Annotated in this window: 16 protein-coding genes and 2 pseudogenes; 11 read left to right on the top strand and 7 right to left on the bottom strand. The window is 45.7% G+C overall.

Annotated elements, in window-relative coordinates; translation table 11 throughout:
- Nucleotides 1–108 precede the first annotated feature (108 nt).
- The 3 genes and pseudogenes from BAMF_RS42280 to BAMF_RS34420 form a co-directional block, all read left to right on the top strand.
- A pseudogene (locus BAMF_RS42280) lies at nt 109–183 on the top strand (hypothetical protein); the annotation flags it as partial.
- 13 nt (nt 184–196) lie between these two features.
- Nucleotides 197–418: a hypothetical protein gene (locus BAMF_RS34425; protein WP_014470825.1), complete on the top strand. Its 222-nt coding sequence runs from the start codon at nt 197–199 to the stop codon at nt 416–418.
- A gap of 165 nt (nt 419–583) precedes the next feature.
- Entirely contained in the window at nt 584–1,339 is a 756-nt protein-coding gene (locus BAMF_RS34420; protein WP_013353197.1) for an SGNH/GDSL hydrolase family protein, read from the top strand.
- A 15-nt stretch (nt 1,340–1,354) separates the two neighbouring features.
- Here BAMF_RS34420 and BAMF_RS42060 read toward each other — a convergent pair whose 3' ends face one another.
- From BAMF_RS42060 to BAMF_RS34410, 3 genes and pseudogenes are all read right to left on the bottom strand, one after another.
- Nucleotides 1,355–1,483 (bottom strand): hypothetical protein, encoded by a 129-nt coding sequence (locus BAMF_RS42060; protein WP_014470824.1) that lies wholly within the window; start codon nt 1,481–1,483, stop codon nt 1,355–1,357.
- 284 nt (nt 1,484–1,767) lie between these two features.
- Nucleotides 1,768–1,896 (bottom strand): annotated as a pseudogene (locus BAMF_RS41915) (cysteine protease); the annotation flags it as partial.
- 163 nt (nt 1,897–2,059) lie between these two features.
- Nucleotides 2,060–2,209 (bottom strand): hypothetical protein, encoded by a 150-nt coding sequence (locus BAMF_RS34410; protein ID WP_014470823.1) that lies wholly within the window; start codon nt 2,207–2,209, stop codon nt 2,060–2,062.
- Between the two features lie 269 nt (nt 2,210–2,478).
- Here BAMF_RS34410 and hmpA point away from each other — a divergent pair, with 269 nt between their 5' ends.
- Nucleotides 2,479–3,669 (top strand): NO-inducible flavohemoprotein, encoded by a 1,191-nt coding sequence (gene hmpA, locus BAMF_RS34405; RefSeq protein WP_013353195.1) that lies wholly within the window; start codon nt 2,479–2,481, stop codon nt 3,667–3,669.
- A 172-nt stretch (nt 3,670–3,841) separates the two neighbouring features.
- On the opposite strand, the gene rpsD is transcribed toward hmpA, so the two are convergent.
- On the bottom strand, nt 3,842–4,444 hold the full coding sequence (gene rpsD / locus BAMF_RS34400; RefSeq protein WP_003152406.1) for a 30S ribosomal protein S4: 603 nt from the start codon (nt 4,442–4,444) through the stop codon (nt 3,842–3,844).
- A gap of 294 nt (nt 4,445–4,738) precedes the next feature.
- On the opposite strand from rpsD, the gene BAMF_RS34395 reads away from it, so the two are divergent.
- On the top strand, nt 4,739–6,487 hold the full coding sequence (locus BAMF_RS34395; protein WP_013353194.1) for a sensor domain-containing diguanylate cyclase: 1,749 nt from the start codon (nt 4,739–4,741) through the stop codon (nt 6,485–6,487).
- A gap of 35 nt (nt 6,488–6,522) precedes the next feature.
- Here the strand turns inward: BAMF_RS34395 and BAMF_RS34390 are convergent, their stop codons facing one another.
- Complete coding sequence (locus tag BAMF_RS34390) at nt 6,523–7,005, bottom strand: GAF domain-containing protein (protein WP_013353193.1); 483 nt, start codon at nt 7,003–7,005, stop codon at nt 6,523–6,525.
- 124 nt (nt 7,006–7,129) lie between these two features.
- Here BAMF_RS34390 and refZ point away from each other — a divergent pair, with 124 nt between their 5' ends.
- Nucleotides 7,130–7,753, top strand: coding sequence for a forespore capture DNA-binding protein RefZ (gene refZ, locus BAMF_RS34385; RefSeq protein ID WP_013353192.1), 624 nt, complete (start codon nt 7,130–7,132; stop codon nt 7,751–7,753).
- Here the strand turns inward: refZ and hisJ are convergent.
- The gene (hisJ, locus tag BAMF_RS34380) at nt 7,743–8,555 is read right to left on the bottom strand and encodes a histidinol-phosphatase HisJ (protein ID WP_013353191.1); all 813 of its coding nucleotides are present in this window, start codon (nt 8,553–8,555) and stop codon (nt 7,743–7,745) included. The genes refZ and hisJ overlap by 11 nt on opposite strands.
- 195 nt (nt 8,556–8,750) lie before the next feature.
- On the opposite strand from hisJ, the gene ezrA reads away from it, so the two are divergent.
- On the top strand, nt 8,751–10,442 hold the full coding sequence (ezrA, locus tag BAMF_RS34375) for a septation ring formation regulator EzrA (RefSeq protein ID WP_013353190.1): 1,692 nt from the start codon (nt 8,751–8,753) through the stop codon (nt 10,440–10,442).
- A gap of 113 nt (nt 10,443–10,555) precedes the next feature.
- Here ezrA and brnQ read toward each other — a convergent pair whose 3' ends face one another.
- A complete protein-coding gene (gene brnQ, locus BAMF_RS34370) occupies nt 10,556–11,896 on the bottom strand; it encodes a branched-chain amino acid transport system II carrier protein (RefSeq protein ID WP_013353189.1) in 1,341 nt (446 codons plus the stop codon).
- A gap of 194 nt (nt 11,897–12,090) precedes the next feature.
- On the opposite strand from brnQ, the gene BAMF_RS34365 reads away from it, so the two are divergent.
- The 4 genes from BAMF_RS34365 (at nt 12,091) to mbcS (ending at nt 16,482) form a co-directional block, all read left to right on the top strand.
- Nucleotides 12,091–13,236 (top strand): cysteine desulfurase family protein, encoded by a 1,146-nt coding sequence (locus tag BAMF_RS34365; protein WP_013353188.1) that lies wholly within the window; start codon nt 12,091–12,093, stop codon nt 13,234–13,236.
- Between the two features lie 3 nt (nt 13,237–13,239).
- Nucleotides 13,240–14,445 carry a tRNA uracil 4-sulfurtransferase ThiI gene (gene thiI, locus BAMF_RS34360; protein ID WP_013353187.1) on the top strand — a complete coding sequence of 402 codons (1,206 nt, stop codon included), beginning with the start codon at nt 13,240–13,242 and terminating at the stop codon, nt 14,443–14,445.
- A gap of 80 nt (nt 14,446–14,525) precedes the next feature.
- Entirely contained in the window at nt 14,526–14,747 is a 222-nt protein-coding gene (locus BAMF_RS34355) for an alpha/beta-type small acid-soluble spore protein (protein WP_013353186.1), read from the top strand.
- Nucleotides 14,748–14,895: 148 nt separating this feature from the next.
- A complete protein-coding gene (gene mbcS / locus BAMF_RS34350; protein ID WP_014470820.1) occupies nt 14,896–16,482 on the top strand; it encodes an acyl-CoA synthetase MbcS in 1,587 nt (528 codons plus the stop codon).
- Nucleotides 16,483–16,500 lie beyond the last annotated feature (18 nt).

The following is a 16,500-nucleotide window of genomic DNA, read 5'->3' as shown; positions in this document are numbered from 1 at the left end:
CTTTTTTGATATGTAAATGACTATTTCTCACCAATATGAGAGAGAAGCTTATACAAGTGAAAGGTTCATTTCATAAGTTGTTGTAAAGAAAAAGGGAGGTGAATACAATTGAACGCTATTTCTGTTAAAGAAATTGAACATGGAGTTGCCGTTGCTGAAAGAGAAGGTTTAGGGGAGTATTTACACCAAGAACCGGTTGCCGGAAAATGTACGCGCCGTTCACGCAGCAGAAGACGGACGCACCGTTCACATCGTTCACGCAGCAAAAGACGGACGCACCGTTCACACCGCTCACGCAGCAGAAGACGGACGCGCCGGACACGTCGTACGCATCGCACAAGACGGTCCCATCAAAAGCACCGCTCTTCCCGCAAGCGCTGTTTCAAATGCTGACTATAAAAACTACGATGTGCAATAAATGCGTATAGAACCGGGATCTGCTATAATGGCAATAGAAAGAACTGGAAAAACTCCAGTATCATCATCTGCGGACACTGAACTGACAACATGACGCTGTTTGTTCGTGTCCGTTTTTGATGTCTGAACATGATGCCGAAGGATAAAAAGGAAGGGATGACACCGAATGAAGCTGAATGAGGATTTTTATAAAGAATCTGAAGGAAAAACGGTATATTCGCAGAACATCAGCAGCAAGCAGTTACATATCACGGACAGCGGACATGTCAGCGTGGACTTCATCAGCATAAGCAGGCTCCGGAAGGCTTCGAAAATCGCGATCTTAGGTGACAGCGTCGCCCGGGGGCTGCGTGCGAAATACGGCTTTGGTGACATTCTGAAAGACCGGACAAACGCTGCAATAACCAATCTGTCTGTCAGCGGCGTCAATATGAGCAACAATGGAACCGATAACATTTATCAGCAATCGCTTAAAACGTCGGGCCATGATGTCATTATTGTGCAGGGAACAGATGATGATTGGTGCGGCCATATTCCCATCGGCACAGATGAAAAGGATATCACCACATTTTACGGAGGCTTCTGTCAGGTCATTCAGCAGCTGCGAAGCAGAAATAAAGACTGCAGCATCATTGTGGTGACCCCGACAAGGCAGGTGAAAATCTCAAACGGAAAAATCGTCCGCCGTGATACTGATAAAAATAAACTGGGCCTGAAGCTGGCGGACTATGTAAAAGCCCAAAAAGAAGCCTGCACACTCCTCTCTGTACCGTATGCCGACCTGTTTGATACAGATCTCATTGACCCGTATAATCCTGCTTTCCGCAAAATGTGCATGTCAGAAGGTCTTCATCCGAACGAGACAGGGCATCAAATCATTTTTCAGGAAATCTGCCGAAATTATTATTACTATTACGGATGAAACAGCACGAAAAGGTTATTTTCGGCTTTTTTCTTCTAAAAGCTCAATAATTCTTTGAGATGCGCGTCGTTGCGCTCTCAAAAGCGAGACAATATTTCCGGTAAAGCCGATTAAAATAATAAGCAGCAAAATGATTATCCACATAAGTGAACCTCCCGTCGAGTTTTGAAAAACCCACTCTCTATTTTACTTATTTTGGATGGTGAAGAGAATAGGTCCAGTTTAAATATCCATAAAAAATGCACAGACTGAACTGTCTGTGCATTTTTTATTCGCTTATTTCAGCAGCTTCAATGATTCACGATTCATTTCTGCTCGTTAAAATATGATGGCTTCCGGCTTCTTCACCTTTATAAAATTTGTGCCGGTATTTATTAAATCTTTGCGGATGCTTTAGTAAATCCATCCGGGCGTTCAGCTGCGAATTCATCTGCGTCTGAGATCGCTTGATCGACCTTTACTTTCTCACCGTGCCTGCCGGTCACTTCTTTTTCTGCTTCTGCCGGGCTTGTATCCTCGAATTGGTCTGTCACCAGAACTGCGATTTTTTTGCTCATACGTCATGCCTGTTTGTATATAACAACGGTATCAGGCACAAGAAAAGACGGAGGTCTGCTTAGCTTGCGTGTTTAACCTGAGATAAGGCGAGCCAATTACCATCTGTGTCTTTTTTTATTTTTTTTACACTCACATTTCCCAGGACCGCCCGGATCAACGATCTCATGAATGATAAACGTGACGGGGAGCATAACGGATATGCTCTCTGTTAATGTGTTTGATGGGATGGACGTACACCGCTTCGCTGTCAGTATACGTGTCAGCCACAACATACTTAGGGTCACAGTAATACACTTTCGATTCTTTCCCCATTTATCTCACCTCCCGTACTAAATAGCTGACAAGGAGGATTTTGCACCGGACAAGTACACTGAGAAAAGTCCGTATTTTTTAGGGCCGCAGGTTTGGTTTTTATAATGCATTTATCTGCTGTTTTTATCCTTATAGTATCTACAGGGTTTTCCTGAATTCGCTTCAAATCGGAATGGTTAATTCTTTTTGACCGGGGAAATCTATAAAAAAGAATTCAAAATGATTCTTTTCAGTCAATCGAGATGCATACATCTTGGGGGGATTTCAGAATGCTCGATGAAAAAACAATCGCGATCATTAAAAGCACCGTGCCGGTATTGGAAGAGCATGGTGAAGAAATCACAGGACGATTTTATGACCTGCTGTTTCAGCATCACCCTGAGCTGTTGAATATTTTTAATCAGACGAATCAAAAGAAAAAAAACCAGCGTACAGCCTTATCGAATGCCGTGATTGCAGCCGCCGCCAATATTGACCGCTTGGAAAACATAATTCCCGTCGTTAAACAAATCAGCCATAAACACCGGAGTATCGGAGTTAAGCCCGAGCATTACCCAATCGTTGGAAAGTTTTTGTTAATAGCGATAAAGGATGTGTTACAGGACGCGGCTACTCCTGAGGTCATTCAGGCGTGGGAAAAAGCATACGGCGCAATTGCAGACGCATTTATCGGAATTGAGAAGGACATGTATGAACAAGCGGCAACGCAAAAAGGCGGATGGAAAGACTATAAGCCGTTTAAAATTGATAAAAAGGTAAGAGAAAGCAAAGAGATAACGTCATTTTATCTAAAACCGGAAGACGGACAGCCGCTGCCTGAATTCAAAGCAGGACAGTATATCAGTGTAAAAGTATACATTCCGGACACGGGTTATACGCATATCCGCCAGTACAGCTTATCGGACGTGTCCGGTAAGGATTATTTCCGGATTTCCGTTAAAAAAGAAGGGGTTGTTTCCTCTTATCTGCATGACCAATTACATGAAAAAGATTCAATCGAGATCAGCGCCCCGGCCGGTGACTTCATATTGGACCCTGCCTCAAAGAAGAACCTGGTTCTCATCAGTGCCGGTGTCGGGATTACGCCGATGATCAGCATGTTAAAAACGGTTGTGAAAACCCAGCCGCAGCGAAATGTTCTTTTCATCCATGCGGCAAGGAGCGGAGAGTATCATGCTTTGCGGCATGAAGCTGAGGAAGCTGCGGAACATTCATCCGTTGACACTGTCTTTATTTACAGCGAGCCGTCCGAACAAGACCGTTCAGAAAACATTCGTTTTCGGGAAGGCCGGATTGACAAGCGGCTTTTAGAAGAAGTGATGACAGATAAAGATGCTGATTTTTACCTGTGCGGCTCACCGTCATTCATTAAAGCAATGAAAAAGCTGATTTCTGAATTCAATACACCGCCAGAATCGATCCACTACGAATTATTCGAACCGCAGCTGAGTATGGTGTGATGGAAGAATGAAATACGATAAAAAGCACCCGGATGAACGGGTGCTTTTTATATTCTCCGGGATAAACGGCTGAGTACGGGGGCAGTTTACACAACCAAAAGAAAAACCCCGGAAACATTGTCATCACAACATTTCCGGGGTTTAATCCAATGCTCTTTAAAGAGCGTTTTACTTAACGAGAGTAGAACTCAACGATAAGCGCTTCGTTAATTTCCGGAGCAAGCTCAGAGCGCTCTGGAAGACGAGTGAATGTACCTTCAAGCTTTTCAGCGTCAAAAGTAAGGTACTCAGGAACGAAGTTGTTTACTTCTACAGATTCTTTGATGATAGAAAGGTTTCTTGATTTTTCGCGAACACCGATTGTTTGACCAGGTTTTACTTGGTAAGACGGAATGTCAACGCGGCTTCCGTCAACAAGGATGTGACCGTGGTTAACTAATTGGCGTGCTTGACGGCGAGTGCGCGCAAGACCAAGCTTGTACACAACGTTATCAAGGCGTGCATCTAAAAGAATCATGAAGTTTTCGCCGTGTTTACCAGTCATTTTTGCAGCTTTGTCAAACAATGTGCGGAATTGACGTTCGTTTACACCGTACATGTGACGAAGTTTTTGCTTTTCTTGCAACTGCAAACCGTATTCTGATAGTTTTTTACGCTGTCCCGGACCGTGAGGACCTGGTGCGTAAGGGCGTTTTTCTAATTCTTTACCTGTACCGCTAAGAGAGATTCCTAAACGGCGAGACAGTTTCCAAGATGGACCTGTATAGCGAGCCATAATGTGACTCCTCCTTTGTTTGGTTTTATTTTGTGGAAAATAAAAACCGTCTGTTCGATCCGACCGTGCACATTTTGTTTTCATGTATCCTCGCTCCAGCAGCAGAGAGTTACACGATACACCTTACAGCTAAGGAACAAAATGAAAACACAGAAGCTGAACAAAAAGGCTGCAATATTTCACACAAAGAACATTATATGATTTTTCCCGGCCGCCGTCAACCATTTCTCCATGAAGACTGTCGGTTTATGATATAATGTACAAAAATGAGTAGTACATGTTTAGGTGATAAAAATGAAAAAACAAACAATCGATGAAGTTACGGCCTTTCATCAGAAAATGCTTTCTTTTTTCTTGACGAAATCTGAATCCGTCTCATTATCCGACTCGCTGTTATGGCTGGCCTCAGCTCTTGAATCCTGCTTTACATCTCTTTCATTGACCCTTTCACCGGCTGAATCAACACGTTTCACCATAAAAACAGAAGAGGAACCGAATTATGCTCCGCTGAAAGAGAGTGACGGCCGTTTTATGATCAGGAATCAGACGTCCGGCAGATCCTTTTATCTGCGCTCGGAAAGCGGACTTCCGATCCCGGAATCATTGCCTGAGCTCGTTACTCAATTTATCAATCAATCTGTGAGACAAAGCGGGCTGTTTGACAAAACAAAGCATCAGCGGAAAATTCACAAAATGACAGAAATGTTCCATTCGCTTTTAGATCAGGATGAAGTATTGGAAAAACTGCAGGCGAGTTTGAGGAAGGCTTTCCAGTCTTTCCGTTTTTTACTGTTTATCTCGCAGGATCAGGATACGGACAGACAGCTCCCCGCAAAAGAATTGCATATGGACGGAGAAGATGCCGATCCGTTTGCCCTGAAGGTTTATTTGTCAGGCAGAATGCTCAGGAAAGGCAGGTCATCTGCTTACCTGCCGATTAAAGGCCAGCAGGGGACTTACGGGGTTCTGAAGGCTGAGGGGCTGCAGGATGCCGCGCTTTCGTGCAGTTCTCTGAGTGAAATGATGCTGCTTGCGGGCGCAGCGGGAAAAGCATTTGAAAATGCGCAGCTGTATGAGCAATCGAAAAAAAGCATTGCGAATCTTGAGCTCATCAATGAAACATCGCGTCAGCTGAATCAGCGTCTCAGGCTCACTGATACGATGCGGGAGCTCGCCGCTATTATGATTCAATCGTTTCATGCGGAAGAAGTGGCTTTTTTTCATATTGACCATTTTGAAGCGCAAAATCTGCTTCCCGGGCATACCGCCTTTTTTAAGACAGAACGCGCGGACGCATACATCAGCATTGTGAAAGAAAAGCTGTTCGAAGGAGAAAAAGGTGTGTTTATCGGCAGCGGAAAGACTGTATTCGGCGAAAATGGCTACGGTTCGCTGATGGCGGTGCCGATGATCGAAAATGACACCGTCTTCGGATTCGCGATTTTATTGAAAAAGGATTTATACGCTTTTACGTTTGAAATGTATAAGCTTTTTCAGGCGCTCATTCACCATGCGACATTGGCGGTCACGAACTCCATGCTGCGCGACAGGCTTGAGCATCTTGTTCAGACAGACCAGCTGACGGAGCTGTATTCAAGAACCTATTTGGATGAGAAAATTCAATACAGCATGAAAATTCATAAACGGGGTGTATTCATCCTCGTTGATATCGATAATTTCAAAAACATTAATGATACATACGGTCATCAAACGGGGGATTCGATCCTGATACAGGTGGCCTCCGTTATGAAAAACCATATCCGGGAGCACGATGTCGCTGCGAGATGGGGAGGCGAGGAGCTGGCTGTCTATCTGCCGAATATCAACGTATCATCCGGGGAACGCATCGCCAGAAGGCTGGTCCGCGCCATCCGGGAAAACACCGAACCGCGCGTGACGATTTCCTGCGGTGTTTCCTGCTGGTCAAAGACTGACCCGATGCCGTTGAAAATGCTCGTTCAGCAAGCGGATGAGGCGCTTTATACCGCCAAACGGAACGGTAAAAACCGGCTGATCATCCATCAAAACAGCACGGCGACGTAAAAAAGGAGCCGGCCCGCGGGCCGAACTCCTTTTTTTTATCCTAATCGTTTTTCAAGCGTTTCAACAAACTGTGCTAAATAGGATTCGTCTGTTTCATCAAAACGGTTTTTCACGGGGCTGTCAATGTCCAGCACACCGATCACTTCACCGTTTACGCGGATCGGAAGAACGATTTCTGACTGGGAAGCCGCGTCACAGGCGATATGTCCCGGGAACGCATGCACATCGGCAATCCGCTGCACTGCGCCATTAGAGTAGGCAGTGCCGCATACGCCTTTGCCGAACGGAATGCGCACACAGGCAGGAAGCCCTTGAAACGGTCCGAGCACAAGCTCGCCCTCTTTAGCAAAGTAAAACCCCGCCCAGTTGACTTCATGTAAGGAATGGTATAAAAGCGCTGACGCATTCGCGTAATTTGCGATCGCATCTGTTTCATCTTCTGTCATGGCTTCGAGCTGTTTAAGCAGAAGCTGATAACTTTTTTCTTTATCTCCGGATTGTTTTTCGACATGAAACATGGAAAACCCTCACTTTTTCTATAATATCAAACAAAGTTCCGGCCGTTCTGCCGGCATTTGTCGAGAAGTTCTTACAGGAACGGCGCCCTTCGGCTTGAATTGGTAACATAAAGGGGTGAGCCGTATGAAAGTAAGCACCAAAGACAAAATTATTAACGCCGCTGTCCAGCTGTTTAACCAAAAAGGCTATTCCGGCACGTCCGTCCGTGAAATCGCAAAGTCAGCTGATGTAAATGTTGCGCACATCTCCTACTATTTTAAAGGGAAAGGCGGATTAATGGAACATTTAGTTTCCGAGTTTTACGAAGGCTACACTGAGGCGCTGGAAAACGCCGCCGTCAGTATGAACGGTGAAGACGCACAGGAACGCATCCTGCGGGTGATTTTTGATATTTTATCCTATCAGCACGATCATCGTCAATTAACGCGGTTTGTGTACCGGGAAGTGACGATTGATTCTGTGCTTATCAGGGAAATTATGTCTACTTATTTAATGAAAGAAAAATATATTTTCCAGCTGGTGATCGAAGAAGGGCAGTCACGCGATAGGCGTCTGACGCTGCCCGTGCCGCATTTTATTCTGCAATTGAAATCCCTCTTGATGATGCCGTATCTTCAGCCACAATATATTACGGAGGTGCTCTATATGCAGCCTCATGAACCGTATTTTTATAAAAAGTATTTTGAAGAGGTGAAGATTTGGATCGAAAGCGTGTTTCGCCGGCCTGATGCGGTGCTTATGAAGTAATGATGCTTTTGTACGTTTCATAGAAACTGCCGACATCTTCCGCTTGATGGGCGTCCGACCCGAATATGAGCGGGATTTTTTTTTGCTTCGCCGTCTCCGCCATCCAATCCTCCATGTATACTTCCCCGGCAAACTTCTTTCTGAGCCCGGATGTATTAATATCCAGCTCCATTCCGTGCTTCTTCACAGCGTCAAGGCAGCGGGTCACAAGCTCTCTTATTTGAGGTGACATGCTGTAAGGGAAAAGGCGCGCGAATTTTTTAACGAGTGTGATATGGCCGACCCGTTTTGGCTTAAAGGGGCCGAGCGGTGTTACAATGGAAGAATACACAGTTTCATAGTATTGCTCATATACCGCTTCAATGCTTCCGAAGTGCGCGGCGAGCCGCTGAAACGCGTGCTCATCATAATCGAGGCATATATAAGACGGGCCGGCCTTCAAAAAATGAACAGATAAAATGCCGTCATCCAGTGAGGGGCCGTATGTATTCAGAAACGCCGCGGTTTCCTCCTCATACCCTGAGATAAAATCGGTTTCAAGCCCTGTCAGGATGCTGATTTGTCCCATGTATACCTTTTTTAATTGTGAGACCCGGTCCAAATAGGCCTCCATCTCTCTGAGAGCCATTGCGCTGTCTCGAAGCGGTGTAGGATCTTGAAAAGACGGAGGGAGGGGGGCATGCTCAGTAAATGTGATAGATGTAAAGCCTCTTTCCAGGGCTTTTTCGACATATTGTTTCAGCGCGTCCTTCGAGCCGTGAGGGCAAAAAGGCGTGTGGATATGAGCGTCTCGTTTTTCCATTTTTGTCACTCCATTAAAAAATTGCAGAATCCTGCCGAAATTATGCAAAAAGTTTTTGATTTCTGGTCAAAAAATGTTGGTTACATGGTATCATAATAACAATGAAAACGACAGATTTTCTCAATACATATATTGAAATCTTTCTGAATACATAAAACACCCTGACAGATTATGAGAACAACAAGGGGGCTCATTATGGAGTTAGTCATCGGATTATTGGTTATACTGCTCGCACTCTTTGCGGCGGGCTACTTTTTCAGGAAAAAAATTTATACGGAAATTGACCGGCTGGAGTCATGGAAGATTGAAATTTTAAACCGTTCGATTGTGGAAGAAATGTCCAAGATCAAACATCTGAAAATGACCGGAGAGACGGAAGAGTTCTTTGAAAGATGGCGCGAGGAGTGGGATGAAATTGTCACAGCCCATCTGCCGAAAGTAGAAGAGCTCCTTTATGATGCCGAAGAGAACGCCGACAAATACCGGTTTAAAAAAGCGAATCAGGTGCTTGTCCACATCGACGATCTCCTCACCGCCGCCGAATCAAATATAGAAGGCATCCTGCGTGAGATCAGCGACCTTGTGACGAGCGAGGAAAAAAGCCGCGGAGAGATTGAACAGGTGCGTGAGCGGTATTCAAAAGCGCGGAAGAACCTTCTGGCGTACAGCCATCTCTACGGAGAGCTTTATAACAGCCTGGAGACGGATCTCGACGAAATCTGGAGCGGCATAAAAGAGTTCGAAGAAGAGACGGAAGGCGGCAATTACATCAAAGCGAGAAAAGTGCTGCTTGAACAGGACCGCAGGCTGGATCAGCTTCAAACATACATAGATGACGTTCCGAAACTGCTCGCGGACTGTAAACAGACCGTGCCGAACCAAATTGCCAAGCTGAAAGACGGCTACCGGGAAATGACGGAAAAAGGCTACAAACTGGAACATATTCAAATCGAAAAAGAGCTGGAGACACTCACAAATCAAGTGAAACGGGCAGAACACGCGCTTTTGGAAGAATTGGATGTCGACGAAGCGTCCGCCATTCTTCAGCTGATTGATGAAACAATTCAATCGATGTATGAACAGCTGGAAGGCGAAGTGGAAGCCGGACAGTCCGTCTTAAGCAAAATGCCTGAACTGATCATCGCGTATGAGAAGCTTGAGGAAGAAAAAGACCGCACAAAAACCGAAACAGAGCTCGTCAAGGAAAGCTATCAGCTGACGGCGGGAGAAATCGGCAGACAGCATGCGTTTGAAAAACAGATGGAAACGATCGGCCGGCTCCTTGAGCAGGCGAGAGAAAAACTTGACGGAGAGCATGTCGCTTACTCTCTGCTGATTGAAGAAGTTGAGGCCATCGAAAAGCAGATGGAAGAGGCTCAGAAAGAACATGCCGAATACCGTGAAAATCTGCAAGCGCTCAGAAAAGAAGAACTGCAGGCGCGTGAAACGCTGATGCACCTTCGGAAAACCATTTCTGACACAGCGAGAATGCTGCAAAAAAGCAATGTGCCGGGTATTCCTGAACAGGTCAAGGACAAGCTCGAGACGGCAAATCATCATATAGAAAAAACCGTCAGCCAATTGGAAGAGCTGCCGTTAAACATGGAGGAAGCCGCCAAACATCTGAATGAAGCTGAAAAGATGGTTGCGGAAGTCAGTGAAGAGGCGGAAGAACTGGTGATTCAGGTGAAGCTTATTGAGCGGATCATCCAGTACGGAAACCGTTTCCGAAGCCAGAATCACATTTTATCCGAACAGCTGAAAGAAGCGGAACGGCTGTTTTACGCTTACAGCTACAATGAAGCTTACGAGATGGCGGCGGCTGCGGTTGAAAAAGCGGCTCCCGGCGCCGTGAAAAAAATTAAAGCTGATCAATCTGCTTCATAGCGTACAAGCAAAAACTGCACCCTGATGGAAATCAGAGGTGCAGTTTTTTTGTTTCTCCCGGAATATAAAAAAGCGCCTGCGGCTGATATACGTCAAGCCGCAGACGCTGAATGTTACGATTTCGCTTTATTCAATTCGATTGGCGGGCTGGTAAAAAACGTGATGATACAGCCGATGATCGCTCCGGCAATGCCCGGAAGCACCCAGCCGATTCCAATGCTGTAAAGCGGAAGGTTCGCGTTTAAGAATGAATCTAGTGATCCGAGCGGAATGCCGGCTGCCTTCAAGCCGTCCAAGATGCTGAACAGCCCCGTTCCGATCAGGCAGGCGATATAGACTTCCCGTCTTTCCTTAAAGATTTTATCAATAAAGGAAAGGACAATAATGACAATCGCCAGCGGGTAAATGGCTGATAGAATAGGAACTGAAAATGCAATGATCTCAGCAAGCCCGAAATTTGAAATCGCCAGGCTGAACAGCGTGACAATCGTAACTACCATTTTGTATGATAAAGCGGGAATCAATTTTGAAAAATATTCGCCGCAAGATGTGACAAGCCCGATGCTCGTCGTTAAGCACGCAACGGTGATGGCGGCACCGAGAACAATGTTTCCTAATGAACCGAACAGGTAATCGGATGAAGCTGATAAAATCTTTGCGCCTTCGCCGAGCGGCCCTACAGCGTTTGTGCTTGTCGCTCCCAAATAGGCTAAAGATAAATAAATGAATGTCAAACCTGCCGCTGCAATAAGTCCCGCTTTAATACAAGCGGCCGCAAGCGCTTTTCGCTGGGTGACGCCCCTGCTCTTAACAGCATTGACCACAACAACACCGAAGACGATTGAAGCGAGCGCATCCATTGTTTTATAGCCTTCCAAAAATCCTTTGAACACCGGCGTTCCGGAGTATTCCTGATGTACGGCGCCCAGCCCGCCCATCGGAGTGGCGATGGCTTTAATGACAATGATTAAAATAATACCGAATTTAATGGGAGTCAAAATCTTCCCGACTCTGTCCACGATTTTGGACGGATTAAGAGCTAAATAATACGTAATGGAAAAAAAGATTAAAGTGAAAATAAATAAAGATAATCTTTCCGGAACACCGCTTAAGAACGGAACTGCACCGATTTCATATGAAACGGTTCCGGTTCTCGGAATCGCAAAAAGCGGCCCGATTGATAAATAAAGCACAACGGTGAAAATCGTGCCGAATACCGGATGAGCTTTATCGGCAAGTCCTTTTGCATCTTTTCCCGTTAATGCGATGGCGATAATACCCAATAGCGGCAGACCTACGCCGGTCAGTAAGAAACCGCCCATCGCTTTCCAGACATTATGTCCTGCCGCTTGCCCGAGCTCCGGCGGATATATCATGTTTCCTGCCCCGAAAAAAAGTGCGAAAAGCATGAAACCGATAATCACGGTATCTTTGACAGGTAGTGAGTGTTTCATAAAAGTCCTCCTAAATACTATGTTGAAATATTCTGTCAATTAATTGTCAGATAATATAACAAAACGAACATTACTTATTATATTGCAATGTCCAGAGAAGTCAATACTCGATTTATTGCGAATTTATATTTACTTTTGTTATGGTAGCATAAATATCATACGATGTACCGTTTTCATAAAAGGAGTAAAAAAAAATGATATATTTAGATAACAGCTCAACGACCGAGCCGTATGAAAAGGTTTTGGATGTGTATAAACAGACGAGCAGCCGTTATTTCGGCAATCCTTCGTCTCTGCACCGGCTAGGAACTGAGACGGAGCAGCTCCTTGAAGCGGCCGCTCAGCAAATAAAAAAAACCTTGGGTTTAAAAAATTATGATATTGTATTTACATCAGGAGCGACTGAAGCGAACAACGCTGCGTTAAAGGGAGCCGCCTGGGCCAACATGAATAAAGGAAGACATATCATTGCTTCAGCGATTGAGCACCCTTCTGTGACGGAGACGCTTGATCAGCTGACAGAGCTGATTGGCTTTGAAGTCACATATCTTCCGGTCGATCAAGACGGCTTCGTTTCTTTAAAAGACGTAAAAGCGGCTATCAGGCCGGACACGATAATCGTCAGCGTCATGCATGTCAATAACGAAGTCGGCTCCATTCAGCCTATAAAGGAAATCGGCGGACTGTTGAAACAGCATGGGAATATTCTGTTTCATGTTGATCATGTACAGGGCATTCATAAAGTCCCCCTGTCTATAGAAGAAGCGGGCATTGATCTGTGTACCATTTCAGGGCATAAATTTCACGGCTTAAAAGGGACCGGGGCGCTCATCGTCAAAAAAGGAACGCGGCTCATTCCCCTTATTACGGGCGGCTCGCAGCAAAAAGGCGTCCGTGCCGGAACAGAACATACAGCGGGTGCCGTCTCCCTTGCAAAAGCGGTCAATCTTTCCGCACGTGACATGAACGAGCGGCTTTCTTCAGTGGAAGCTGCTAAGAATGCGCTTATGGAAAGGCTTTGCAGGACGGACGGGGTCGTCATCAACACTCCTGCTGAAAACAGCGCGCCGCATATCATTAATTTTTCCGTTCCGGGTGTGAAAGCAGAAGTGCTGCTGCACATGCTTGAGGAAAAAGGAATATACGTCTCCACAACCGCGGCATGTTCAGCAAGAGAGCACAAACCGAGCCGTGTCCTCCTGCAAATGAATAAAGGCGAACAGATTGCATCAAGCAGCATCCGAGTCAGCCTGAACTTCAGCCACACGGCTGACATCACAGAGCCGTTTATGGCCGCGCTGGTGCCGGCTGTTCAAAAACTAAAAAAAATGATGAGGTAGCATATGAATTACGATCATATTTTAATCCGTTTTGGTGAAATATCCACAAAAGGAAAAAACAGACGCAGTTTTATAGAAAGATTAAAACAGAATATCCGCCTGGTATTAAAGGATTATAAAAAAGTAAAATACTTTTCCAACCGGGACCGGATGTCAATTACTCTTAATGGAGAAAACCCGGAGGAAATATGTTCCTTATTAAAGAATATATTCGGCATTCAGAGCTTCAGTCTCGCAATTAAATGCGAAAGTAAGCTGGAAGACATTAAAAAAACGGCATTAGCCGCGATGGAAGGCCAATATACACCGGGAAATACTTTTAAGGTCGCGACCAAACGGGCTTACAAGCAGTTTGAGTTAGATACGAACGCAATGAACGCTGAGATCGGCGGCCACATTTTGAAAAACACGGAAGGATTAACCGTCGATGTGAAGAATCCCGATATTCCGCTTCGGATTGAAATCAGGGAGGAAGCGACATTCCTGACCATTCGTGATGAAAAAGGCGCCGGAGGTCTTCCCGTCGGTTCTGCGGGTAAAGCGATGCTGATGCTTTCCGGCGGTTTTGACAGTCCGGTCGCCGGGTTTTACGCGATGAAACGGGGATTATCAGTGGAAGCCGTGCATTTCTTCAGTCCGCCGTATACGAGCGAACGGGCAAAGCAGAAAGTCATAGATCTTGCGGGATGCCTTGCAAGGTTCGGAGGCAGTATGACGCTTCATATCGTGCCGTTTACAAAAACGCAGGAACTCATCCAAAAACAAATTCCGGAAAACTATACGATGACGGCGACGCGGCGTCTCATGCTGCAAATCGCAGACAGAATCAGAGAAGAACGAAAAGCGCTCGCGATCATTACGGGGGAAAGCCTCGGCCAAGTGGCGAGCCAGACGCTTGAAAGCATGTATGCGATCAATGCCGTGACGGCAACACCGATTTTGCGCCCTTTAATCGGAATGGACAAAACAGAAATTATCGAGAAATCAAAAGAAATCGGCACTTATGAAACAAGCATTCAGCCGTTTGAGGACTGCTGCACCATCTTTACGCCGCCAAGTCCGAAAACACGCCCGAAAAAAGAAAAAATCGAGCACTTCGAAAGCTTTGTTGACTTTGAACCGCTGATTGCAGAGGCGGCTGCCGGCATCGAAACGATAACTGTTTACTCAGAACAAGAAGCTCACGATAAATTCGCGGACCTGTTTTAGAACTGTATACAATTACCAAAGTTTTTTTGAATGAGGACATGTGTTTTATCACATTCTATACTCACAAGGAGGTGATACACATGTCACAACAATCAAACAGCGGAAACAGCAACCAGCTTTTAGTGCCAGGAGCTGCTCAAGCTATCGACCAAATGAAGTATGAAATCGCTTCTGAATTCGGTGTAAACCTTGGACCGGAAACAACTTCTCGCGCCAACGGTTCTGTCGGTGGAGAAATCACAAAACGTCTTGTTTCTTTTGCTCAGCAAAGCATGGGCGGAAGCAACCAGCAACAGTTTTAATCACAACTTCACATAATGGCTAAGAGAGCGGGGAATTCCCCGCTCTTTTTTCATGAATAAAGATAGAAGGCGGGAAGCAATTTATGCATATCTTTATTGTAACGTCCTATGTTTATGTATAATGGGGAAAGAAAGTGAGGAGTTGTTCGTGTTAAAACGAGAAGATTTAATCGCCCCAAAGAACTATAACCTTGTGAATGAAATCGAAAAGTTCAGCCGTTCCAAAGAGAAGAACGCGCTTATTTGGGAGGATCAAACAGGCAGCAAGAAAGTCTGGACGTATGAAAAACTGATGGAAGAAACGAATAAAATCGGAGCCCGCCTGAAAGGTTTCGGGTTTGAAAAAGGCGATAAGCTGATTGTCATGGTTCCTAGAGTGCTTGAAGCGTATGCCGTTTATTTAGCGATCTTAAAAGCGGGGATGGTCGTCATTCCTTGCTCGGAGATGCTTCGTGCTAAAGATCTTGAATACCGGATCAAACACGCCGATGTTAAGGGCGTTATCGTTTATCCTTCATTTATAAACGCGTTTGACGAGGTGAACACCGATCAGCTCGTGACATTGTCTATTGGTGAAAATGATGCCGGCTGGAAAAACCTCTTAACCATTGAAGCGGACGGAGACAGTTTTCAAACAGCAGATACAACAAGAGAGGATATGGCATTTTTATCCTATACTTCAGGCACGACCGGCCAGCCTAAAGGCGTTGTACATACACACGGATGGGCCTTTGCCCATTTAAAAACATCCGCCGGCGCATGGCTGGATATTTCTGAAGACGATACGGTCTGGGCCACCGCGGCGCCCGGCTGGCAGAAATGGGTGTGGAGCCCGCTGCTTGCCGTTCTGGGAAGCGGCGCAACAGGCTTCATTTATCACGGCAGGTTCGACGCCAAAACGTATTTAGAACTGCTTGAGCGCCATCAGATTAATGTCTTCTGCTGTACGCCGACTGAATACCGCCTGATGGCAAAGGTGGAGGAATTGGACAAATATGATCTTTCTGCTCTGCACAGCGCAGTTTCTGCGGGTGAGCCGTTAAACCGGGAAGTCATTGACGTATTCCAGAAACATTTCGGCATTAAAGTGAGAGACGGCTACGGCCAAACGGAGAGCACCCTGTTAGTCGGCGTCCTGAAGAATATGGATATTAAGCCGGGCAGCATGGGGAAACCGACACCGGGAAATCAAGTTGAAATTATAAACGATGAAGGCGAAGTATGCGAAACAGGCGAAACGGGTGATATCGCCGTGCACTTGAGCACACCGGCCTTATTCAAGGAATATTATAAAGACCCTGAAAGAACGAAAAAGCAGATTCGCGGAGATTACTTTCTTACCGGCGATCGCGCGAAAAAGGATGAGGACGGCTATTTTTGGTTTGAAAGCCGCAATGATGACATTATCGTCAGCTCCGGATATACAATCGGGCCTTTTGAAGTAGAAGACGCGCTCGTGAAGCATCCGGAAGTGAAAGAATGCGCCGTCGTGGCGAGTCCGGACGAAATCAGAGGTTCAATCGTAAAAGCCTATGTCGTTTTGCAAAACGATGAAAAGCGCAGTGACGGACTTGTCAAAGAACTGCAAAACCACGTAAAAACGATTACGGCGCCTTACAAATATCCGAGAGAAATTGAATTTGTCGAAAGTCTGCCGAAAACGGCGTCTGCAAAAATCAGACGGGTGGAGCTGAGACAGCGCGAAGAACGGCTGAAGGCGGATAAAAAAGCATAATATAAAAAAAGGGTGAGC

Origin of the sequence: Bacillus amyloliquefaciens DSM 7 = ATCC 23350 (genome assembly GCF_000196735.1) — a bacterium.
Classification (GTDB): Bacteria; Bacillota; Bacilli; order Bacillales; family Bacillaceae; genus Bacillus; species Bacillus amyloliquefaciens.
Note: the sequence above shows the minus strand (reverse complement) of the source record. Positions and strands in the feature narration are given on the sequence as shown.